Origin of the sequence: Pseudomonas helleri (genome assembly GCF_009600315.1) — a bacterium.
Taxonomy (GTDB): domain Bacteria; phylum Pseudomonadota; class Gammaproteobacteria; order Pseudomonadales; family Pseudomonadaceae; genus Aquipseudomonas; species Aquipseudomonas helleri_A.
Map to the genome: position 1 here is coordinate 26,350 of NZ_WIWC01000008.1, position 22,838 is coordinate 49,187.

Consider the following 22,838-nt stretch of genomic DNA (forward strand, 5'->3'; position numbering starts at 1 on the left):
CCGGGCAGTCACATTTAAGCGCCCGGCAGGTAAAACGCCTATGGCAACAACCCTTCAAGGCGTCCATATAAACGCTTTGGCAGGTCTTCATGGATTTCAATCAGTGCACGCTCTATCGCACTTTGAAAGCCCTGAGCACCTGCCGAACCGTGACTCTTGATTACAGTGCCCTGCAAACCGAGAAAGCTCGCCCCGTTGTGCCGGGCAGGCGCCAACTCAGCCTGCAAACGACGCATCAGCGGCATCGCCAATACACCCACAAACCGTCCGAACAGCGTGCGCTTGAACTCAGCCCCGATCCGACTCGAAATCATCGTCGCCAGACCCTCGCTGGATTTGAGCAAAATATTGCCGACAAACCCATCGCACACCACCACGTCCGCCTCACCCCGATACACCCCATCGCCTTCAACAAAGCCGATGTAATGCAGACCCGTAGCCGCCTGTAATAAAGCCGCTGCTTCTTTGACCTGCTGATTACCCTTGACGTCCTCGGTGCCAATGTTAAGCAAAGCCACTCGTGGACGAAGAATACCCAACGCCTGAGCCGCCACCGAGCCCATCACCGCAAACTGAAACAACTGCTGGGCACTGCAATCAACATTCGCGCCCAAGTCCAGCAACTGACAGTAGCCGGTTTGCGTAGGGATCGCCGCCACCATGGCCGGACGGTCAATGCCCGGCAAGGTTTTCAGCACATGCCGCGACAACGCCATCAGCGCGCCAGTATTACCGGAACTCACGCATGCTTGAACCTTGCCGTCGCGCAACAACTCAAGCGCCACACGCATGGAAGAGTCCGGCTTGCTGCGCAAGGCATGCGAAGGCCGCTCATTCATGGCAATGACTTCTGAAGCGGGGGTAATCGTCAGGCGCGAGCGATCAACAGCCGAATAGCTGGCAATCAAGGATTCGAGTTCGGAAGGTTGACCGACGAGGGTCAGATGTAACGAGGGCGTAGCAGACAGGCAAGCAATGCAGGCCTGAACAATGCTGCGGGGACCGAAGTCCCCGCCCATTGCGTCGATCGCGATGACCTGGACAGACAAGTGATTACTCGTCAGCGCCCTTGTCGATCACTTTACGACCACGGTATACGCCTTCTGGCGATACGTGGTGACGCAGGTGAATTTCACCGGTGGTTTTTTCTACAGACAGAGTGCTAGCCGAAAGAGCATCGTGCGAACGACGCATGTCACGGGCAGAGCGGGATTTTTTGTTCTGCTGAACAGCCATAATTGATTAACTCCTAAACGTTTGGGTCACGCTTTAACTGCGCCAATACACTGAACGGGTTGGACCGCGTTACCTCGTCCTCGCCTGGTTCGGGCTCATCGAGACCCGCCGGCTGCTGGCATTCTTCCGGATGATGAGCAGGCACAATGGGCAAGGCGAGCAAAAGCTCCTCCTCGATCAGTGCATGCAGATCCAATGGATCTTCGCCCAGTTCCAGCACGTCATAACCTTTCGGTAACGACTGGGTATTCGCACCCTCTTTCACCACAGCATAACTGCACTCGCTGTGGATCGGCAGGGTGACCAGCTCAAGACAACGCTGGCAAACCATCTTGACCTCGACGTCGATGGAGCTGTGTATGACCACAGATCTTCGCTCGTCGCGCTCAAAAACAAATTTAGCCTGGACCGCACCGACATCGTCGGAAAGCGGGTCGCAGAGTCTCTCCAAATCAGCCAGCAACACTTCACCTTGAAGGGTAGTGCCACGATCAGCCAATTTGCGCGGGTCAACGTGAGGTGGAATCGGGTCATTCAACATAGGCGCAGCATTCTAGGGAGGACCCCTTCACGTGTCAAAGGAAATTGTGCCTGTGCGACATCGCGTACGACCATTAGAATCGTCAGCAACCCACAGGAGTCGCGCATGCTACCTTTATTACTCGCTTCAAGCTCGGTTTATCGCCGCGATTTATTGTCTCGCCTGCGCCTGCCGTTCACATGCAGCTCACCGGACATCAACGAAAGCCATCGCCCGGACGAATCAGCCACTGATCTAGTCAAGCGCCTGTCACTGGAAAAAGCCCAGGCATTGGCCGCCAGCCATCCCAAACACCTGATCATCGGCTCCGACCAGGTCGCGGTGCTTGGCGGAAAAATCATTGGCAAGCCGCACACCTTCGACAACGCACACCAACAGCTTCTCAATGCCAGCGGGGCCAGCGTCAGCTTCCTGACAGGGCTGACCCTATTAAATAGCCAGACAGGCCATTATCAGACCGACTGCATCCCCTTTACCGCTCATATGCGCTGCCTCACCCCAGAACAGATAGAACGCTACCTGCTCGCAGAACAGCCCTACGATTGCGCAGGCAGCTTCAAGGCAGAAGGATTGGGTGTCAGCCTGTTCCAGCGCACCGAAGGAGATGACGCTACCAGCCTGGTCGGGCTGCCTCTTATCCGCCTTGTCGACATGTTGACCGCTGAAGGGATTGCCATCCCCTAACGCAACCCCATAGGGAAACGCGAATTGCGTAGCAGCTGTCGAGTAATGCGAGGCTGCGTTCGACGGCAAAGCCGTCGCTAAACCTTTCGACCCGGCAATCCTGACACACCGCACTGACAGAGGTTGCGACGATTGCATCGTCGAACGTAGCCTCGCATTACTCGTCAACTGCTACGTTATTTTCGCGCTTGAGATGCAAACCGCCCCACAAAAAAAAACGGCCCGAAGGCCGTTTCTTGAGAGCGTCACAGTCAATCAGCGCAGCGTAGGCCCTTGAAAGCCCATCCACATCGCCAATTGCTCAGCCACACTGGCACCCAGCTTTTTGGAGAAGCGATCAAACGCCGACTCCTGCACGGTAAAGTCCACCAGTTCTTTTTCGCCGATCACATCGCGCGCAACCGAGCTGGCATTGCCCAAACCGTCAATCAAGCCCAACGGCAAGGCCTGCTGACCCGTCCAGACCAGACCGGAAAACAGCTCAGGATGATCCTTGTCCTTTAGACGATCACCACGCCCCTGCTTCACGCTGTCAATGAACTGCTCGTGAGTAATATTCAGCACGCCCTGCCAAAACTTTGTCTCTTCCGGCTTTTCAGGCTCGAACGGATCAAGAAAGGCCTTATGGTCGCCAGAGGTATAGGCACGGCGCTGAATACCCAGCTTCTCCATCGCCCCCACAAAACCAAAGCCCGCTGCCGTCACACCTATCGAGCCGACCAGACTGGCCTTGTCTGCGTAAATTTCATCCGCCGCACTGGCAATGTAATAAGCGCCTGAAGCCCCCAGATCGGAAATGACCGCATACACCTTGATGCTTGGATTCAAGCCGCGCAGGCGGCGAATTTCATCATAGACATAGCCCGACTGAACCGGACTGCCGCCCGGACTGTTGATACGCAGGATCACGCCCTTGACCTTTGGGTCTTCAAAAGCAGCCCGCAGACTGGTCACAAGATTGTCGGCACTGGCCTGCTCTTTATCCGCAATGACACCACGCACATCAATCAGCGCGGTATAACCCGAACCGCTGGTTACGCTGCGCTCCATATCCAACAGAGGCGTAAACAAAACCAGCATGGCTATCAGATAGAAAAAGGTCAGTAGCTTGAAAAAAATACCCCAGCGACGCGAACGGCGCTGCTCTTGAATACCCGCCAACAAGGTTTTTTCCAGGAGCTTCCAGCTTTTATCATCCCCGGCACTCGGCTCAGCCTCTGCAGGCGCTTTCCATTGATCAACCATGCTCTACCCCAGCAAAGACCTTAATTAACCTGGCGACCCAGCCAGGTACGCAATTCGGTAAAACGCTCAATCGCCAACCGCGGCTCATACGCCAGCAAGCTTTGCATCGATTGAGCACCATAGCCCACCGCAACAGAATCAATGCCCGCATTACGCGCCATCAGCAAATCGAAGGAAGCATCCCCCACCATCAAGACGTGCTCGGGCCGAACATCGCAATGGGCAAGAATCTGGTTCAGCATCAACGGATCAGGCTTGCTGGCCGACTCATCGGCTGCACGGGTGATATCAAAGAAATCTTCCCAGCCATTAGCCTTGAGCACCCGATCAAGACCACGCCTGGCCTTGCCCGTAGCGACAGCCAGACGATAGCCCTCAGCCCGAAAGGCCTCCAGCGAGTCCTTTACGCCCGCAAAAAGCGGCGAAGGCTGGGCATCCATAGCGATGTAGACATCGGCGTAATGTTGGCGAAATGAAACCACCTGCTCAGGCGTCATATCGGGATAAAGTGTCAAGATGGCTTCAGGCAATCCCAGCCCAATAATTCCCTTCACCGCCTCATCATTACGCTCGGGTCGACCAGCACGCTGCGCCGCAATGTGCATTGCGGTGACAATTCGCCCGATAGAGTCGGCCAATGTCCCGTCCCAGTCGAAAATCAGCAGCTTGTAGTCATTCTGCACTCAGCAAACGCTCCACGGTTTTAGCCCACATTTCGTCAACCGGTGCCTGCAATTTCAACTCCCCGCCTTCGGGCAGCGGCACGGTCAGCATATAGGCGTGCAGAAACAGACGCTTACCGCCCAGATCGCGAATTTCCTTGGAGAAGTCTTCATCGCCGTACTTGGTATCACCGGCAATGCAATGCCCGGCGTGCAAGGTGTGCACGCGAATTTGGTGAGTACGGCCGGTAATCGGCTTGGCCTCGATCATGGTGGCAAAGTCACCGAAGCGGCGCAGCACCTTGAATACGGTGACCGACTCCTTGCCCTCTTCATTGACTTCAACCATGCGCTCGCCGGAACGTAGATTGCTTTTCATCAAGGGTGCGCGCACTTGCTTGATGGACGTCGCCCAGTTACCACGCACCAACGCCATGTAGCGCTTATCGACACCATCACCCCGCAAAGCAGCATGCAAGTGACGCAACATGCTGCGCTTTTTGGCAATCATCAACAGGCCGGACGTGTCGCGATCCAGGCGATGCACCAGCTCAAGTTCTTTAGCGTCGGGGCGCAACTGACGAAAGGCTTCGATGACCCCAAAGGTCAGGCCGCTGCCGCCATGCACAGCAATGCCGGCAGGCTTGTTCAGCACAATCAGCGCTTTGTCTTCATAGACAATGGCGGCTTCGAGGCGCTGCAACAAGCCTTGAGCCAGGGGCACCGGCTCATCACGCTCAGGCACACGAACCGGCGGCACGCGCACGATATCGCCCGCCTGCAGCTTGTATTCGGGCTTGATCCGTCCCTTGTTCACACGCACTTCGCCTTTACGCAAAATGCGGTAAATCAAGGTCTTGGGAACACCCTTGAGCCGTGCAAGTAAAAAGTTGTCGATGCGTTGGCCGGCATATTCCGGCGAGACCTCAAGCAGCTGAACGCTGGGGGTCGGGGGGGTCGTGGTCGTCATGGCGCGAATGATAACAATTTTTTATGGAATTGAAGCACTTAATCATTGCTGCTATAGTCGCGAACGCCGCCAAAAGCGGCCTGGACAGCGGATTAACGGTGAATCACCGACCCTGACCAACGCTCTTGATCAGGACGCGAGGCCGTCCTACGGGGCTTTTGCTGCATACGCAGCACGTGGAGTTGTAACAAGCGCAGGTGACATGAGGCCTGAAGCGAGCCTGGAAAGCAGAGTGCAAACTCGCCTTTTACGCCGATATTCACGGCCAGTTCACAAAGTGCAGTCAGCTGCGGGTGTTGCGAGCGAATGCTTCGGAAACTACGCCTTTATTAGCCATGATGCGTGAACTCCCCTTTTGGAGAACACGGTAAATGCCAACCCGCTGCGGATTCTGCGCGCGGCAGCACCCGAATTATCAGGGATACGTGTAGGGTGGAGATGCACAACCGCCGGACTGTGTAGCACTAGGCTTTTTCAAGACGCTTCATCTCGTCCACAGCCGCTGGTTGATTCCTCCTCCTGACTGAGTGCTTAACTTAAGTCACCACAGCAAGCAGGAAGCGTAAGTCGCGACTTCGCCCCCATTGGTCGAACCTCGCTGGACACTGGAGTGGCCAACTACTCCTGACGCACCTGACACCGACCGTGAGAAGTCGTGTGTGCCGAACGCCGTTTCCGGTAGCCCGGAAACCGACGGTACAACATGAAAAGAATGCTGATTAATGCAACTCAACCTGAAGAGTTGCGCGTTGCACTGGTAGATGGCCAACGCCTCTACGACCTGGACATCGAGTCGGGTGCACGCGAGCAGAAGAAAGCCAATATTTACAAAGGCCGAATCACTCGCATAGAACCAAGCCTTGAGGCTGCCTTTGTCGATTTCGGCTCTGAGCGCCACGGCTTCCTGCCCCTCAAAGAAATCTCCCGCGAGTACTTCAAGAAAGCTCCTGAAGGCCGCGTCAACATCAAGGATGTCCTGAGCGAAGGCCAGGAAGTAATCGTGCAGGTCGAGAAAGAAGAACGTGGCAACAAGGGCGCAGCCCTGACCACCTTCATCAGCCTCGCTGGCCGTTACCTGGTGCTGATGCCCAACAACCCGCGTGCCGGCGGCATCTCCCGTCGCATTGAAGGCGAAGAACGCAATGAACTGCGTGAAGCCCTCAACGGCCTGATCGCCCCTGCTGACATGGGCCTGATCGTGCGCACTGCCGGCCTGGGCCGCAGCAGCGAAGAAATGCAGTGGGACCTCGATTACCTGCTGCAACTGTGGACCGCCATCAAAGAAGCTTCGCTGGATCGCTCCGCGCCGTTCCTGATCTATCAGGAAAGCAACGTGATCATCCGTGCCATTCGCGATTACCTGCGCCAGGACATCGGCGAAGTGCTGATCGACAGCGTTGAAGCCCAGGACGAAGCCCTGACCTTCATCCGCCAGGTGATGCCGCAGTACGCCAGCAAAATCAAACTCTACGAAGACAGCGTTCCGCTGTTCAATCGTTTCCAGATCGAAAGCCAGATCGAGACCGCCTTCCAGCGCGTCGTTGAACTGCCTTCCGGCGGCTCCATCGTTATCGACCCGACCGAAGCCCTGGTGTCCATCGACATCAACTCGGCGCGCGCCACCAAAGGCAGCGATATCGAAGAAACCGCACTGCAAACCAACCTTGAAGCCGCCGAAGAAATCGCCCGTCAGTTGCGCCTGCGCGACATTGGCGGCCTGATCGTCATCGACTTCATCGACATGACCCCGGCCAAAAACCAGCGCGCAGTGGAAGAAAAAGTCCGCGAATGCCTGGAAGCAGACCGCGCCCGCGTTCAAGTGGGCCGTATCTCGCGCTTTGGCCTGCTGGAAATGTCCCGTCAGCGCCTGCGCCCATCGCTGGGCGAAAGCAGCGGTATCGTTTGCCCACGCTGCAACGGCACCGGCATCATCCGTGACGTTGAGTCGCTGTCGCTGGCTATCCTGCGCCTGATCGAAGAAGAAGCCCTGAAAGACCGTACTGCTGAAGTACGCGCTCAGGTGCCAATCCCGGTGGCGGCATTCCTGCTGAACGAAAAACGTAACTCGATCACCAAGATCGAACTGCGCACCCGCGCTCGCATCATCATCCTGCCGAACGATCACCTCGAAACGCCACACTTCGAAGTTCAGCGCTTGCGTGATGACAGCCCGGAAGCCAACACCAACCAGTCCAGCTACGAAATTGCTGCCGCTGCTGCCGAAGTTGAAGAAGTTCAACCTGCCGCTGCGACACGCACTCTTGTCCGCCAGGAAGCCGCCGTCAAAACAGCTCCGCCGCGCGCTTCGGCTCCGGTACCGACTGAAGCCAGCGCAGCCGCGGCCCCAGCACCGACTCCAACGGCCAGCATCGCCGAACCAAGCCTGTTCAAAGGTCTTGTAAAGTCGCTGGTTAGCCTGTTCGCTTCCAAGGAAGAACCGGCAGCTCCTGCTGTTGCTGAAAAACCCGCCACACCTGAGCGCCCTGCACGCAACGAAGAGCGTCGCAATGGCCGCCAGCAAAGCCGTAACCGCAATGGCCGCCGTGACGAAGAGCGCAAGCCTCGTGAAGAACGCGCACCTCGCGAGGAACGTGCCCCACGTGAAGAACGCGCTCCACGCGAAGTGCGCGAGCCGCGCGAAGACACGCCGGTTGTAGCCGCACCTCGTGAAGAGCGCGCACCGCGTGCTCCGCGCGAAGAACGTGCTCCACGCGCACCTCGTGAAGACCGCAAACCACGTGGCGAACGTGAAGAGCGTGTTCGCGAACTGCGCGAGCCTCTGGACGCTGTTCCAGTCGTTGCGCCAGCTGCAGCGGCCATCGAAGAAGAACGCCCAGCCCGTGCACCGCGTGAAGAACGTCAACCACGTGCTCCGCGTGAAGAACGTGCTCCACGGGAAGTCCAGCCGGTAGCCGCCGCTGATGACGAAGAAGTACTGTCCAGCGAAGCACAGGCCCAGGAAGAGTCGCAGGAAAACGCCGAAGGCGATCGTCCACGCCGCCGCTCACGTGGTCAACGTCGTCGCAGCAACCGTCGCGAACGTCAACGCGATGCCAATGGCAACGTGATTGAAGGCTCGGAAGAGCAGAGCGAAGAAACCAACGGCGAAAACGCTCCAGCAACCGCCGCTGAACTGGCTGCCGGTTTGGCCGTCACTGAAGCCGTTGCGAGCTCGGTCATCAGCGCACCCGCTGAAGCCCAGGCTCACCAGCAAGCTGAACGCGCTACCCAAGCCACTCACGACTCGGCCCTGGCCCAAACCGTTGTGGCTGCAGAAGCTCAAACGACTGCCGTTGCTATTGTTGCAACGCCGATTGTCGAGTCTCCAGCGGTAGAAGCGCCTGTGGTTGAGACACCCGCGATTGAAACGCCAGCCGCTCAAGCCCCGGTTGTCGAAGCGCCTGTAGTTGAAGCGGTAACAGCCATCGAAGCGGTCAAGGCACCTGAAGTTGAAGTGGCCGCACCGGTGGTATCAGCAGAACCTGAAATCAAGGCCGCTGCTGAGCCTGTCCCTGCCATCGAAACGCCGGTTGCTGCGCCAGAACCCGTGATCGAAGCCGTCGTCGAAGCTCCGGCAGTAGAAGCGCCACGCGTAGAAGCGCCGGCAGCCGCTAAGCCCGTCTTCGAAAAAGCGCCTGAGCACGTCAAGGAAGCACGCGTTGTTCGCGAGCCAATTGCCGAACCTGCCGTGGTAGAACCCGCTCCGACTCCAGCTGCACCTGTTGCCGCCGAAGTTGTGGTTGCTGAAGCCACTGTGATCGAAACCGCTGTAACCGCTCCGGCTGAAACCGTAGTGACTACTGAAGTGATTGAAGTGGTAGTGGCCGCACCGGCTGCCAGCACTCAGCCAAGCAACGGTCGTGCACCTAACGATCCACGCGAAGTACGTCGCCGCAAGCGTGAGGCCGCAGCCGCAGCCGCCGCTCAAGCAGCCAGCGAAACCGTAGCCCCGGAAGCAGAGCACGAGCCTAAACCCCTCGCCTGATTCTGAAGGCCACTAAAAAGCCCCGCCAGTTCTGAACTGGCGGGGCTTTTTTATGCACAGTGTTTAAAGTTCTAAAAGAACCAAAAGGAGCGACGTTCACGCTCCAGCTCACCACGGCACTGATTGAGCTGCGCGCCGTAGGTTTTAGCCTGCTGATCGACTTTGCGCGCTACTTGCATCAACCAGGGTTTTGCTCGATAGGTATTACGGCTAAAACCGCCACGGCCTTCGTGATACGCCAGATACTGGTTATAGGCATCCCACTTGGAAATGCCCAGTTGCTGCTGGGTACCTGCTGCGTACCACCCGATAAACATGATGGCGTCACCAAAGTCATCGCGCGAACCACTACTGCCCATACTTCGTTCAAAATCGCTCCAGGCGGGCGGCTGAGCCTGCGCGTAACCGTAGGAAGGGCTAACCCTGCCCCACGGAATCACCCACAACAGGTAAGCGCGAGGCGGAAGTGCATCGGCCACAAAGCTGCTTTCCTGCTTCATGATTGCCATAGCGATATGGGGCGGGGTTCCCCACTTGCTCTGCATCGCCACCGAGTCCTTGTACCAGGCCGGATATTGGCGATAGATCGAACAGAGGTTGCCCTGGTCTTTGGGCGGGGCGGTCATGCACCCGGTTAACGTCGCCAGACAGAGCGCCAGCGACACAGCAGGAAGTGACTTCATTGATGATCCAGACCGAAAAGCCTGCGCATGCGCACATACGTCAGGCTGGCTCCATTAATACAGGTTAGGCTCCATCTCGAGCTGCACCGCAAAGCGCTCTTCGATGTCAGCCTGAATACGCTGCGCCAGCGCCAGCAACTGCAAGCCGGTGGCCGAGCCATAGTTGACCAGTACCAAGGATTGCAAGCGGTGTACCCCGGCATCGTTCTCGCGGAAACCCTTCCAGCCTGCGGCTTCAATCAACCACCCTGCCGCCAGCTTCACTCGGCCATCGGCTTGCGGGTAACCGATCACGCCGGGGTGCGCCAGCTTCAATTCAGCCGCCAGGGCAGCAGACACCACCGGGTTCTTGAAGAAACTGCCAGCGTTGCCCAATACCGCAGGGTCCGGCAGTTTTTCACTGCGAATGCTACTGATGGCACGGCTCACATCGGTCGCCGTCGGCTGTTCAATTCCTTGCTCGCTCAAACGCTGGCGAACAGGACCGTATTCCAGGCGCAAGCGTGGAGCTCGGCTCAGGGCAAACCTGACCCGTAGAATCAACCATCGCCCAACCTGCTGTTTGAACACGCTGTCACGGTAGCCAAACTTGCAGTCGTCCAGGGTGAAATCACGCAACTCGCCGGTTTGCCGATCAAGTGCGGTCAGCCCCGCAAACACGTCTTTGATCTCAACGCCATACGCGCCAATATTCTGCATCGGCGCAGCGCCTACGGTGCCGGGAATCAAGCTGAGGTTTTCCAGCCCGCACAGGCCCTGTTCGAGCGTCCACAGTACAAAAGCGTGCCACACCTCGCCCGCTTCTGCCTCAATCACGACACGCTCGCCATCGTCTTCGACCAGACGAATACCACGGGTTGCCATGCGCATCACCAAAGCGGGTACGTCGGCCGTCAACAGCAAGTTGCTGCCGCCGCCAATCACCAATAGCGGTAAATTGCGTTGTGCCGAGCACTGCAAGGCCTCACGCACATCGTCATCACTGTGGGCTTCGGCAAACAGACTGGCGCGCACGTCTACGCCAAAACTGTTGAACGGCTTGAGCGAGGCATTGACCTGCAACTGCAAACTCATAAGCGCCCCTTCAGCTCAATCATCGAGCCTCCAGCAAACGCCGAACGCGCTCAAGATCTTCCGGGGTATCGACACCGGCAGGCGGCGCTTCAAGCACATCGGCCACATGAATGCGCACGCCATGCCACAGAGCCCGCAATTGCTCCAGCCGCTCGGTGTTTTCGAGCCAGCAAGGGCCCCAGCTTACGAAGTCATGCAGGAAGCCGGCGCGGTAGGCATAAATGCCAATATGACGACGATAAGGCACACCGGCCGGCAAAGTGTCGGGATGCAGAGCAAAATCATCGCGCGCCCACGGCAGCGTTGCGCGACTGAACGTCAGCGCCAGCCCATTGATATCACTGACCACCTTGACCACATTCGGATTGAACAAGGTCTGGGCGTCTTCAATCGGTTCAGCCAGCGTCGCCATGCGGGCTTCAGGATGAGCGGCCAGGTTGGCAGCAACTTGATCAATCACCTGGGGCGGGATCATCGGCTCGTCGCCCTGGACATTGACCACGATGGCATCGCTGGCCAAACCCAATTGGGTCGCGACCTCTGCCAGACGGTCAGTGCCGGACTCATGGTCTGCGCGGGTCAGAACCACGTGCGCACCGAACGCGTTGCAGGCGTCGACAATGCGCTGATCATCAGTGGCAACCACTACCTGTTGCGCACTGCTTTTACAGGCCTGTTCCCAGACATGCTGAACCATCGGTTTGCCAGCAATCATTTGCAGCGGCTTGCCGGGCAAACGGGTCGACGCAAAGCGCGACGGAATTACGACGGTAAAAACCGGGATCATTTATCCAGACGCTCATCGGTGTCGAGGGTGCGTGCTTCGCTTTCCAGCATCACCGGAATGCCATCGCGAATCGGGTAAGCCAGGCCGGCCCCTTTACTGATCAATTCGGTTTTATCGGCGCTGAGCTTGAGCGGGCCTTTGCAAACCGGGCAAGCGAGAATATCGAGCAGTTTGGTGTCCATAGGGTTCCCCTGAAAAGAATGAGTTAGGGTGAAAGATGATTAGGTAAAAGCCGCGACAACTGTTGGTCAAACCACAGCACAAATGCCTGCGACGGCACAGCGTCTACCGCGAGATACCACCAGTCGGGGGACGCAAAGTCTCGGCACTTCACCGCATCTTTTTCCGTCATCACCATGGGTAATGACGGTTTGAAATTCAAGACCTCGGCACTGTAAGGCGCATGGTCTGCGAAAGCATGGGCAATTGGCCGCCAGTGTAGCGCTTCAAGGGTAGTGAAGAAACGCTGCGGATTACCGATCCCTGCCACGGCGTGCAACGCCTGTTCTGGCGCAAAATAATCCAACGCCTGACGTTCTCCACTGACCAGATTAATCAGTGCCGTGGGCTGTAACTGGAAGGAAAATCCGCCCGACGGATCATTGGCCGCGCCGTTGTATAACACCGCATCGACACTATTCAAGCGCTCTGCGGGCTCACGTAAAGGGCCGGCGGGCAAACAATGACCATTGCCCAGGCCTCTGGCGTTATCAATCAAAACCAGTTCCAGATCTCGGGCCAGCCGGTAATGCTGCAAGCCGTCGTCAGACAGGATCAAGTCCAGCGGCTCACTGTCCAGCAAGGCTTTGACGGCGCGACTGCGATCCGGGTCGATCATCAACGGCACGCCTGTGCGCTGCACAATCAACAGGGGTTCATCGCCTGCAACGCCAGCGCTGTGTTCAGCCTGCACACGCCAAGGCAGGTGCGGCGGTTTGGCCCCATAGCCACGGCTCACCACACCCACCTTCAAACCGCGACGTTGGCAATGCTCGATCAACCAGAGAATCAGCGGGGTTTTTCCCGTACCGCCCACCGTGATATTGCCGACGACGACCAACGGCACCGGCGCACGATAGATGTCGCCCTCGCCCGCCACGAAACGAGCACGTTTACGCTCGACCACACGGCGGTATAAACACTCAAGGGGGCTCAACAACCTGAGCAAAGGGTGCCCGGCATACCAGGCGCGCAACAAACGATCAGACATGGCCATCAGGGAGTCGTCTGCGCCTCGACCGTGGTCATGCGCAGATGACTGAAGCCCAACTTACCGGCGGCATCCATCGCCGTAATGACCGCTTGATGCTGGGTTTTACCATCTGCACTGATCGACAGGGGCAGGCTGGTATCACCCCCGGACTCTTTTTGCAGCGCTTCGATCAGGCTGGCCAGATCGTTTTTAGGCAATAACTGATTATTCACCGAAAATACGCCGTCCGCGCTGATGGCGACATCCAGTTGCTTGCTGTTCGGCTCCTGCTCGGGCGAACCGCTGACAGCCTCCGGCAAGTCCACCCGCAGCTGGGTTTCACGGGTGAAGGTAGTGGTCACGACAAAGAACAGCAGCAAGATAAACACCACGTCGATCAACGACGCGAGGTTGATATCCACTGTTTCTCGTGGCTTGCGGCGAAACTTCACGCGTTGCTCCCGGCTATATCGACTTCACGGTCGCCCTGCACCACTTCGACCAGTTTGATCGCTTCCTGCTCCATACCCACCACCAGTTCATCAACCCGACGCTGCAGGAAACGGTGGAAGAACACGGCGGGAATACCGACCATCAAACCGGCGGCAGTGGTAATCAGCGCTTTGGAAATACCCCCAGCGAGCACGGCCGCGTTACTGGTCATGCCCGAGCCCATAAACGAGCTGAAAATATCGATCATACCCAGCACTGTGCCCAAGAGCCCTAAAAGAGGGGCCATCGCAGCAATGGTACCCAACGCGTTGAGGTAGCGCTCCAGCTCATGAATGACCCTTGCGGCGGCCTCTTCAATGCACTCTTTCATGATCTCGCGACCATGCCGGGAGTTGGCCAGACCGGCGGCCAGGATTTCACCCAGCGGGGAGTCGGCCCGTAGTTGTTTGAGTTTGTCCTTGTCCAGCTGCTTGTCTTTGATCCAGACCCACACCTGCCCCAACAGATGAGGCGGCGTGACGCGACTGGCACGCAGGGTCCACAGGCGCTCGACAATAATGCCCAGCGCGGCAACAGAGCTCAGAATGATCGGCAGCATCATCCAGCCGCCGGATTTGACCAGTTCCCACACAGTGACAATCCCCTCGAAAAAGTGCGCCACTCTACCATAGCGTTCAATGCTCGCTTAACAACTGCTGCGCTACGGGATCTGCAATTTGAATGCCTTTGGCCCTATCGCAGCCTCGTACCTCGACAGCGACTACAAAACCGTATTGGCTGCATTGAGGTTTAGCCCATTTAATCGCGCCAAAACCGGCGCTGTGCCTGAACACTCTGCGCTGATCCAAAGGCTCCTAACCTGAACTGAATGGCGCCTTGTTCGGCGCTGTCGAGAACCTGCATCCCCAGCGCCTGATAACGCGCAGACACAAGCGGATGTGGATGACCAAACGTATTGCCGTGACCGCGGGAAATCAGCACCGCAGCGGGTGCCAGTGCTTTGAGAAACACCATCGAGGATGAGGTTCGGCTGCCGTGGTGCGGGGCTTGTAGCCACTGAGTAGGAACCGCCAGCGAAGATTTCAGCAAGGCCCGCTCAGCATTAACGTCAATGTCCCCCGTCAGCAACAGCCGTTCACCGCGGGCTTCGACCTGTAATACGCAAGACTTCTGATTGCTGTCCTTTGCCTCTTGCCACTGCCACAGCGAAAACCGAACACCATCCCACTCCCAATGCTCATCGGCGCGACAAGGCTGGGCCTGCAATTGGTCAGGCAACCCCGGCACATCACCGCTGATGACTTGCGCCACCTTGATGCTGCGCTGTACCGCCAGAGCCCCTCCCGCGTGATCCGAGTCGGCGTGACTGATCAACATCAGGTCCAGTGCCTTAACTCCCAACGAACGCAACACTGGCACCACTACCCGCTCACCTTGATCCAGATCCCTGATTTTAGGCCCAGCATCGTACAGAAGCGTGTGATGACGGGTGCGCACGACCATCGCCAAACCCTGCCCGACATCCAGTTGCAGCACCTCAGCTTGACCGTGAGGAATCTGTTCGCGCGGCGCAAACACGGCCAGCAGCACCAGCGGCCAACCCAGCGGCCTAAGCACCACACCCGCGGGCAACAACAGCAGCAACACGCCCATGACGGTTAATAGCCAGACGTACACAGGCACTTCTACGGGCAACCAGGGCGTGAACACAGCGGATAACAGGTTCAGCCCACGAATCAGCACATCCAGCAATCCGCCCGACAGCCAGAGCAGGCTCTCCCCCAGCCAAGGCACCGGCAGCAGGAACGTGCCCAATAACGCCGTGGGTAGCACCAACAGGCTGATCCATGGCACCGCCACCAGATTGGCCAGCGGCCCGCTCAAACTGATGGGCAAACCCAGTATCCATAACAGGGGGAACAATCCCAGCGCGATCAGACCTTGCGGCCGAAGCCATGCGGCTCGCCAACCCCACGCCCCCAAGCGCGAGCCAAAGGTAAAAATCAACACAGCCACCGCGCCAAAGGACAACCACAACCCAGGCCTCAGGCTCGCCAGCGGATCGACCATCAACACGGCATTGAGCGCCAGTAAATACGGCATCCACACGCCTAAATGACGAAAACGCAATCGCCACAGCAACACCAGACCGAGCATCACACAGGCACGCTGCACCGGCACCTCAAACCCCGCCAGCATGCCGTAGCCCGTGGCCCCGGCAAACGCCAGCCCACATGCCCAAGGCAACCACGGCAGCCGCCGCGGCCATGGCCCATAGCGTGCCAGCAGAGCGACCAGACCGTAGAGCAAACCGGCAAACAAACCGATGTGTTGCCCGGAAATCACCAACAAATGCACCGTACCGGTCGCTTGCAGCAGTTGCCAATCATCGCGACTCAGCCCCGAACCGTCGCCCATGACCAGCGCGGCCAACCACGGCGCCCGGCCGTTGGCATCGGTGTTGAGCAGCCGCTGACGAACGCCATCACGCCAAGCATAAGTGGCTGACGTGATTAGCTGGCCATCTTTGACCGACCCTGTCGCGCCGATTCGCTGCGCCAGCAACCAGGCCTGATAGTCGAACCCCTGCGGATTGAGCAAGCCCTTGGGGCGCTTGAGTGTGACCGCCAATCGCCAGCGCTCGCCACTTTTGACCGACGGCCCACCCCACCAGCTCAGCAGCAGGTTCGCCGGTAGTTCGACGTGTCGCGAATGAGCGCCTTGCAGTTCGAAACGCACGCTCTTGTCCCTTGACTGCGGCAGCCCGACCACACGCCCCTCGACCCAAAGCGTTCGCCCGTCGAGTGCAGAGGGCAATCGATCATCAAGGGCCGATTGCGCTTGCAGGCAAGCCCAGCAGATTCCGAGCAAAAACAAAGCAGCCGGGTACCTGCGCCCTATCAGTAACATCAGCCCAGCGGCTAGCCCCCCATAAACACACCACACCGGCGGCAGTTCCGGTAAAAAGCGCAAGGCAATCAAGCCCGACGCCAGCGCCAACATCCTTGTGTGCATCGCCCGTCCAAAAGTTTCCCATCACCCGGATTAGCTGAAACTCACGACAGGCACTTAAATAATTGTCACAAAGTCTGAATAGGCATCCTGCCGAATTTGGTCATACTGGCTCCTTGACTGAGGGAGAGGCCCATGCCACGGCGTTTGATCAAACGTTTCATGCCAGATCCGGCCCTGATCAGGGAACATAAATCCTTACGATTTTTGGGCACACTGCTGCATGACCCGAATCTTTGGCATCTCAATCGGCATTCCGTGGCTAGAGCAATGGCTGTAGGGATTTTCGCAGCCTTTATTCCCATGCCCTTTCAGATGCTGCTGGCCGCCTTTCTGGCAATCAACGTACGCAGCAATATGCCGATCTCGGTAGGCCTTGTATGGCTGACCAACCCCATCACCATGCCACCCGTGTTTTATTGCACCTACCAAATAGGTGCCTGGCTGATGGATGTGCCTGCGCGCCAACTGCCCGATGAGCTGACGTGGGAATGGATCAGTGCTCAGCTTTCTACCGTGTGGCAGCCTTTCCTATTGGGTTCAGTGGTGTGTGGCGTGGTGCTGGGGGCGCTGGCCTATTGTCTGACCATGTTGTACTGGCGCTGGTGGGTCAGCCGTAAATGGGCGAAGAGGAAAAACCATCGCCCATAAAAAATGGCCCTATAAGGGCCATTTTTATAAATGCGATGCTTATTGGCGCATGCCCCGCCCACTGACCAGCAGTCGGGCGCAACCGATGTACAACACGATAGTTGCCACCACCATGAAGGTCAGCGCAACGCTGATCTTGATGTCAGAAACACCCAGGATGCCGTAGCGGAAAGCATTGACCATGTGCAGCACCGGGTTGGCCAGCGACACACTCTGCCAGAACGGCGGCAGCAAGGTGATGGAATAAAACACTCCACCCAGATAGGTCAGCGGCGTCAGCACGAAGGTCGGGATAATCGAAATATCATCGAAGTTGCGCGCAAATACGGCGTTGATAAACCCCAGCAACGAAAAAATCGTGGCTGTCAGCACCACCACTACAATGGTCAGCCCCAGGTGATGCACCTGTAGATGGGTAAAAAACAACGACAGCAATGTCACGATCAATCCCACGATCAACCCGCGCAGGATACCGCCCACGGTAAAACCGATCAGGATCGTGTGAGGAGATACGGGCGACACCATCAGTTCTTCAATGGAGCGCTGGAACTTGCTGCCGAAGAAACTCGACACCACGTTGCCGTAGGAGTTGGTGATCACCGACATCATGATCAGGCCGGGCACGATGTACTCCATGTACGTAAAGCCGCCCATATCGCCAATTTGGCGACCGATCAGGTTCCCGAAGATAACAAAGTACAACACCATGGTGATCGCAGGGGGCAGCAAGGTTTGCGGCCAGATCCGCATAAAGCGGCGCACTTCGCGATAAATGATGGTGTTCAACGCGATCAGATTGGGACGCAGCTCTGAGCTCATACCGCCACCTTTGCCAGATTTTTCTCGACCAGCGACACAAACAACTCCTCAAGGCGATTGGTTTTATTGCGCAAGCTCACCACTTCGATGTGTTGCGCGGCCAATTGAGTGAACAGACCCGTAATGCCCACGACTTTGTCGACCTGGACTTCCAGCGTATGGTCGTCGAGCAGTTGGCTTGGATAACCGATCAACTGCGGCGCTGCTGACAACGGGTGCTTCAAATCGAGCAAAAACGTCTCGACGTGCAACTGCCCCAGCAAATTGCGCATGCTGGTATTTTCGACAATGGTGCCGTGGTCGATGATGCCGATATTGCGGCACAGCTGTTCAGCTTCTTCCAGGTAGTGCGTGGTCAGAATGATGGTGGTGCCCTGCTCATTCAAACCGGTGAGGAAACTCCACATCGAACGACGCAGTTCGATGTCTACACCCGCCGTCGGCTCATCGAGAATCAACAAGCGCGGCTCGTGCACCAAGGCACGCGCAATCATCAGTCGGCGTTTCATGCCGCCCGACAACTCACGCGAAGGCGTATCGCGCTTGTCCCAAAGTCCCAACTGAGACAGATACTTTTCCGCTCGTTCTTTGGCAACTTTGGATGGAATGCCGTAGTAACCCGCTTGGGTGACAACAATGTCGAAGGTCTTTTCAAACTGGTTGAAGTTGAACTCCTGCGGCACCACACCAATGCAGCGTTTCAGGGCGGCGGGCTGGCGATCAAGGTCATTGCCAAAGACATTCACCGTGCCGCTGGTCTTGTTGACCAGCGTAGACAGAATGCCAATGGTGGTGGATTTGCCAGCACCATTGGGGCCGAGTAAGGCGAAGAAGTCACCTTCGGCAACATCCAGATCGATACCACTCAGGGCCTGGAAACCGTTGCCGTAGGTTTTGGTTAGCTGCCGTATGGACAGAGCGGAACTCATATCGGATTTCGCACCAAGATGGGGGGAATAGGGATGACTCAATAAGGGCGGACTAGCTGTAAGACAAGTCCGACAAGGCCATTTAACAGCACGCATGGTGCTTGGCCTTGCCACACAAGTACAGTCAACAGTGTTAATAGTGGCTATTAAGTCAACGCGGTCATCACCGCGCTGCGATAGGCCGGGCGCAGTTTCAGGCGCTCATACCACGCTTGCAGATGCGGCAGCGGCGGGCGTTCGATGGGCATTTCAAACCACGCATAAATGAACGAACCCAGCGGGATGTCGCCCATGCCAATCTCTTCGCCCGACAGGTATGGTTTTTCAGATAAGGCCTGATCGGCGATCACCAGCAGCTCAGCGCTCGCCTTGATGGCCGCGTTAATTTTTACCCAATCCTGTTGCTCGGCCGGAGTGCGCAAGACGCCCCAAAAAACATCGCGGAAGGCCACGGCAAAGGATGCGGTCGTCCAGTCCATCCACTTGTCGGCCTGAGCCCTGACCCGATTAACCAGCGGATACCAGGACGTATCGTCCCCATATTCAGCAGCCAGATAGCGCACGATGGTGTTGGATTCCCACAGGACAAAATCATCATCCTGAATCATCGGCACTCGGCCATTGGGGTTCAACACACGATACTCCGGGCTGTCAACCACACCAAAGGCACCGCCCGCCTCTTCTCTGCTATAAGGCAGCGCCAGCTCTTCAATGCACCACAAAACTTTTCTGACGTTCGACGAATTCTTGCGACCCCACACTTTCAGCATGACCAGACTCCTGATTGATAGACGCCGAGGCAGTCTACGCCGGGATGCTGAACTGCGCCTCTTACACGGGGTCACAATTAATACGTTGTTCTAGACTCAGGGCTCCCGACCTTGGCTTCATGGAGGATTGAATATGCTGTTGTTGTGGATTTTGGTGTTGATCGTGGGCGTTGCCTGGCTGGCCCATCGACGCGTCGCACCTTTGACGATTATCAGTATGGTCGCGGTCTATCTACTGGCCATGGGTGTCATTGGTCATGTGTCGGGCTGGTTTTTGGCCATCTTATGGATCTTGCTGGCCATCCCCACCGCCCTGTTGTTGTTGCCTGACCTGCGGCGCAAGCTGTTCACTGCCCCGTTGTTCAGCTGGTTTCAGAAAACCTTGCCACCCATGTCTCAAACCGAGCGCGATGCCATCGACGCAGGCACCGTGTGGTGGGATGGCGAGTTGTTCAGTGGGCGCCCTGACTGGGAACAGCTACTGGCCTACCCCAAGGCTCAACTGACAGAGGAAGAACAAGCTTTTATCGATGGCCCCACTGAAGAGCTGTGCGCCATGGTCAGCGACTGGGACATCGGTCAGGCAATGGACTTGCCGCCTGAGGCTTGGGCACATATCAAGACCCATGGCTTTTTCGCCTTGATCATCCCAAAAGCCTATGGCGGCAAAGGCTTCTCGGCCTACGCTCACTCGCAAGTAGCAATGAAGCTGGCCACTCGCAGCGGCGACCTTGCGTCGACTGTCATGGTGCCCAACTCGCTGGGCCCGGCAGAACTGTTACTGCACTACGGCACCGAAGAACAGCGCAACCATTACCTGCCGCGGTTGGCACGCGGTGACGACATTCCGTGCTTTGCCTTGACCGGCCCGCTCGCAGGCTCTGATGCAGGCGCGATGCCCGACACTGGCATCATCTGCAAAGGCCAATGGCAGGGCGAAGAAGTCATCGGGCTGCGCCTGAACTGGGAAAAGCGCTACATCACCCTTGGCCCTGTCGCCACCCTGCTGGGCCTGGCCTTCAAGGCCCATGACCCGGAGCATCTGCTGGGCGACAAAGAAGACTTGGGCATCACCCTGGCGCTGATTCCGACCGACACACCCGGTGTGGAGATCGGCCGCCGCCACCTGCCACTGGGTGCAGCCTTCATGAACGGCCCAAACTCGGGCAAAGACGTATTTATCCCGCTGGAGTACCTGATCGGTGGTCAGGACATGCTCGGCAAAGGCTGGATGATGCTGATGAACTGCCTGTCCGTGGGGCGCTCCATCTCGCTGCCTGCAGTGGGCACAGGTGCGGCCAAGTTCACCAGCCTGGTGACCGGCCAATACGCTCAAATTCGCGAGCAGTTCAATGTCCCCCTGTCCGCTTTCGAAGGTATTCAAGAGGCGTTGGCCCGGATTGGCGGCAATGCCTGGCTGATGGACAGCGCCCGCATCCTGACGGCTAATGCGGTGGATTTGGGTGAAAAACCTTCCGTTCTGTCAGCCATTCTCAAGTATCACCTGACCGAGCGCGGCCGTGAATGCATCGGCCACGCAATGGATGTTCACGGCGGCAAGGGCATCATCATGGGGCCTAATAACTATTTGGGCCGCAACTGGCAGGGGGCGCCGATTTTCATCACCGTGGAGGGGGCCAACATCCTCTCGCGCAACCTGATGATTTTTGGTCAGGGCGCGATCCGCTGTCATCCCTTTGTCCTCAAGGAAATGGCGTTGGCCAGCCGTGAAGACAAAGATCAAGCGTTGCTGGAGTTTGACGGGCTGCTGCTCAAGCACATTGGCTTTGCCGTCAGCAACGCGGCCAGCACGCTGGTGCTGAATCTGGGCTTTGGGCGCTTTGACCACGCCCCCGGCAATACCTTAAGCCAAGGTTACTTCCGCGCGCTCAATCGTCAGGCAGCAGCCTTTGCGCTGCTTGCCGATCTGAGCATGATGCTACTGGGCGGCGAGCTTAAGCGCCGTGAGCGACTGTCGGCGCGACTGGGCGATGTGCTAAGCCACCTGTATTTGGCATCGGCGGCTCTTAAGCGCTATCACGACCTGGACTCCCCCGAACACCTCAATCCGTTGTTCAAATGGGCAATGGAAGAAAGCCTCGGCCATGCCGAACGCGCGCTGGATGAACTGCTGAGGAATTTCCCGAGCCGTGCGTTGGGCTTTTTACTGCGTGGCGTGGTGTTCCCGTTCGGTCGTCGTCACACCGGCCCTTCGGATGCTCTCGATGCCGAGGTTGCGGCGGTTTTGGGCCGCGCCAAAGGCGATCCGACGCTTGAAGCGATACTGGCGGGATGCTATCGCCCGCAAGCAGCGGACGATGCTGTTGGTGCACTGCAACATGCCAGCGACGTGCTACGCGATGCGCATCCGCTGCACAAAAAACTGCATGGGGCACTGAAAAGTGGTCAGGTCAAACCTGCTGCGGGTCAACCGCTCATCGATGCGGCGCTGCAGGCCGGAGTGTTGCAACCGGACGAAGCAGACACCTTGCGCGCCGCAGAAAATGCACGTCGCAAGGTGATTGATGTGGATGACTTCGACAAGGATCAACTTACCGCCAGCGAAGGAAAGATTCGCTAGCACGACAGCGGGCGCGCAGAGCTTTATACTCTCGCGCCCGTTTTGTTTTAGAGGACACCGCAATGGCCACCAATGATCTCAACCACAATCTTGTTCTGCTCGACATACTGCGCAGCATTCTGGTTGCTGTGGGTGATGCGGAGCAGATTCCCGAGGAAAGCCACGCGCTGTTTCTGGAGCGCTTCGATGACATGCGCGCAGCATTGCCTGTGGACCCGATTGAAAGCCAGTACCTGGGCCAGGACATCATGTGCCAAGTGATTGAGCGCTACCCACAAATTGCTCACTTGGTACCTCGCGACCTGTTGTGGTTCTTCGGTGGCGCATGCTTCAACTTCTTGTCCGACGAGGAGCTGGACATGTACCAGGCCTTGGAAGAGCGCCGTCATGAAGCCGAAGTCAATGGCGAACCCTTTGACTGGAACCAGGAAAAGCAGTTTATGGCAATGCCGGCAGCGCAAGAAAGCACACAACATTAAGCGCCTCTGCCCTGCCCAACAGAAGGTCCGCCCGTTTTTTGGACGGGCCTCTGCATGACTTGAACCGCAGAACATAGGTCACACA

At 57.5% G+C, this 22,838-nt stretch carries 22 protein-coding genes; 5 read left to right on the forward strand and 17 right to left on the reverse strand.

The genetic code is table 11. The features are described 5' to 3' along the window. Positions 1-38: 38 nt before the first annotated feature. The 3 genes from plsX to GHN86_RS07060 are packed head-to-tail and all read right to left on the reverse strand — an operon-like array spanning position 39 to position 1,777. Complete coding sequence (gene plsX, locus GHN86_RS07050) at positions 39-1,049, reverse strand: phosphate acyltransferase PlsX (protein ID WP_153376988.1); 1,011 nt, start codon at positions 1,047-1,049, stop codon at positions 39-41. Positions 1,050-1,053: 4 nt separating this feature from the next. Then, positions 1,054-1,236: a 50S ribosomal protein L32 gene (gene rpmF, locus GHN86_RS07055; protein WP_003442519.1), complete on the reverse strand. Its 183-nt coding sequence runs from the start codon at positions 1,234-1,236 to the stop codon at positions 1,054-1,056. Between the two features lie 13 nt (positions 1,237-1,249). Then, on the reverse strand, positions 1,250-1,777 hold the full coding sequence (locus GHN86_RS07060) for a YceD family protein (protein ID WP_122783949.1): 528 nt from the start codon (positions 1,775-1,777) through the stop codon (positions 1,250-1,252). Between the two features lie 105 nt (positions 1,778-1,882). On the opposite strand from GHN86_RS07060, the gene GHN86_RS07065 reads away from it, so the two are divergent. Beyond that, positions 1,883-2,461: a Maf family protein gene (locus tag GHN86_RS07065; protein ID WP_153386301.1), complete on the forward strand. Its 579-nt coding sequence runs from the start codon at positions 1,883-1,885 to the stop codon at positions 2,459-2,461. Positions 2,462-2,716: 255 nt separating this feature from the next. Here GHN86_RS07065 and sppA read toward each other — a convergent pair whose 3' ends face one another. Genes sppA through rluC form a run of 3 tightly spaced genes read right to left on the reverse strand, consistent with a single transcriptional unit; the run spans position 2,717 to position 5,338 of the window. Then, the gene (gene sppA, locus GHN86_RS07070; RefSeq protein ID WP_153376986.1) at positions 2,717-3,706 is read right to left on the reverse strand and encodes a signal peptide peptidase SppA; all 990 of its coding nucleotides are present in this window, start codon (positions 3,704-3,706) and stop codon (positions 2,717-2,719) included. A gap of 20 nt (positions 3,707-3,726) precedes the next feature. Beyond that, entirely contained in the window at positions 3,727-4,389 is a 663-nt protein-coding gene (locus GHN86_RS07075; protein ID WP_323369959.1) for an HAD-IA family hydrolase, read from the reverse strand. After that, positions 4,379-5,338, reverse strand: coding sequence for a 23S rRNA pseudouridine(955/2504/2580) synthase RluC (gene rluC / locus GHN86_RS07080; RefSeq protein WP_122783945.1), 960 nt, complete (start codon positions 5,336-5,338; stop codon positions 4,379-4,381). Before rluC ends, GHN86_RS07075 begins: the two co-directional genes overlap by 11 nt. Positions 5,339-6,050: 712 nt before the next feature. Here rluC and rne point away from each other — a divergent pair. Beyond that, the gene (rne, locus tag GHN86_RS07085; RefSeq protein WP_153376985.1) at positions 6,051-9,323 is read left to right on the forward strand and encodes a ribonuclease E; all 3,273 of its coding nucleotides are present in this window, start codon (positions 6,051-6,053) and stop codon (positions 9,321-9,323) included. A 71-nt stretch (positions 9,324-9,394) separates the two neighbouring features. Here the strand turns inward: rne and GHN86_RS07090 are convergent, their stop codons facing one another. From GHN86_RS07090 to GHN86_RS07125, 8 genes are all read right to left on the reverse strand, one after another. Beyond that, positions 9,395-10,006 carry a hypothetical protein gene (locus GHN86_RS07090; protein ID WP_194286157.1) on the reverse strand — a complete coding sequence of 204 codons (612 nt, stop codon included), beginning with the start codon at positions 10,004-10,006 and terminating at the stop codon, positions 9,395-9,397. A 54-nt stretch (positions 10,007-10,060) separates the two neighbouring features. After that, a complete protein-coding gene (murB, locus tag GHN86_RS07095; RefSeq protein WP_153376984.1) occupies positions 10,061-11,080 on the reverse strand; it encodes a UDP-N-acetylmuramate dehydrogenase in 1,020 nt (339 codons plus the stop codon). Positions 11,081-11,099: 19 nt separating this feature from the next. Next, complete coding sequence (kdsB, locus tag GHN86_RS07100; RefSeq protein WP_153376983.1) at positions 11,100-11,867, reverse strand: 3-deoxy-manno-octulosonate cytidylyltransferase; 768 nt, start codon at positions 11,865-11,867, stop codon at positions 11,100-11,102. Beyond that, on the reverse strand, positions 11,864-12,049 hold the full coding sequence (locus tag GHN86_RS07105) for a Trm112 family protein (protein ID WP_153376982.1): 186 nt from the start codon (positions 12,047-12,049) through the stop codon (positions 11,864-11,866). Before GHN86_RS07105 ends, kdsB begins: the two co-directional genes overlap by 4 nt. A gap of 23 nt (positions 12,050-12,072) precedes the next feature. Further along, the gene (gene lpxK / locus GHN86_RS07110; protein ID WP_153376981.1) at positions 12,073-13,083 is read right to left on the reverse strand and encodes a tetraacyldisaccharide 4'-kinase; all 1,011 of its coding nucleotides are present in this window, start codon (positions 13,081-13,083) and stop codon (positions 12,073-12,075) included. Further along, positions 13,083-13,511 carry an ExbD/TolR family protein gene (locus tag GHN86_RS07115; RefSeq protein ID WP_314490280.1) on the reverse strand — a complete coding sequence of 143 codons (429 nt, stop codon included), beginning with the start codon at positions 13,509-13,511 and terminating at the stop codon, positions 13,083-13,085. Before GHN86_RS07115 ends, lpxK begins: the two co-directional genes overlap by 1 nt. Continuing rightward, positions 13,508-14,143 (reverse strand): MotA/TolQ/ExbB proton channel family protein, encoded by a 636-nt coding sequence (locus GHN86_RS07120; protein WP_323369141.1) that lies wholly within the window; start codon positions 14,141-14,143, stop codon positions 13,508-13,510. Before GHN86_RS07120 ends, GHN86_RS07115 begins: the two co-directional genes overlap by 4 nt. A gap of 167 nt (positions 14,144-14,310) precedes the next feature. Further along, entirely contained in the window at positions 14,311-16,527 is a 2,217-nt protein-coding gene (locus GHN86_RS07125; RefSeq protein ID WP_194286156.1) for a DNA internalization-related competence protein ComEC/Rec2, read from the reverse strand. A 132-nt stretch (positions 16,528-16,659) separates the two neighbouring features. Between GHN86_RS07125 and GHN86_RS07130 the strand changes: the two genes are divergently transcribed. Continuing rightward, positions 16,660-17,175, forward strand: a complete 516-nt coding sequence (locus tag GHN86_RS07130) for a DUF2062 domain-containing protein (RefSeq protein WP_153376980.1) — start codon at positions 16,660-16,662, stop codon at positions 17,173-17,175. 39 nt (positions 17,176-17,214) lie between these two features. On the opposite strand, the gene GHN86_RS07135 is transcribed toward GHN86_RS07130, so the two are convergent. The 3 genes from GHN86_RS07135 to GHN86_RS07145 form a co-directional block, all read right to left on the reverse strand. Next, positions 17,215-17,994 (reverse strand): ABC transporter permease, encoded by a 780-nt coding sequence (locus tag GHN86_RS07135; RefSeq protein WP_153376979.1) that lies wholly within the window; start codon positions 17,992-17,994, stop codon positions 17,215-17,217. After that, a complete protein-coding gene (locus tag GHN86_RS07140; protein ID WP_153376978.1) occupies positions 17,991-18,923 on the reverse strand; it encodes an ABC transporter ATP-binding protein in 933 nt (310 codons plus the stop codon). Before GHN86_RS07140 ends, GHN86_RS07135 begins: the two co-directional genes overlap by 4 nt. Before the next feature lie 146 nt (positions 18,924-19,069). Further along, on the reverse strand, positions 19,070-19,693 hold the full coding sequence (locus GHN86_RS07145) for a glutathione S-transferase (protein WP_153376977.1): 624 nt from the start codon (positions 19,691-19,693) through the stop codon (positions 19,070-19,072). A gap of 133 nt (positions 19,694-19,826) precedes the next feature. Between GHN86_RS07145 and GHN86_RS07150 the strand changes: the two genes are divergently transcribed. Both GHN86_RS07150 and GHN86_RS07155 read left to right on the forward strand, forming a co-directional pair. After that, positions 19,827-22,274, forward strand: coding sequence for an acyl-CoA dehydrogenase (locus GHN86_RS07150; RefSeq protein WP_153376976.1), 2,448 nt, complete (start codon positions 19,827-19,829; stop codon positions 22,272-22,274). Positions 22,275-22,336: 62 nt separating this feature from the next. Next, positions 22,337-22,753, forward strand: a complete 417-nt coding sequence (locus GHN86_RS07155) for a PA2817 family protein (protein ID WP_153376975.1) — start codon at positions 22,337-22,339, stop codon at positions 22,751-22,753. The last annotated feature ends 85 nt before the right edge of the window (positions 22,754-22,838 follow it).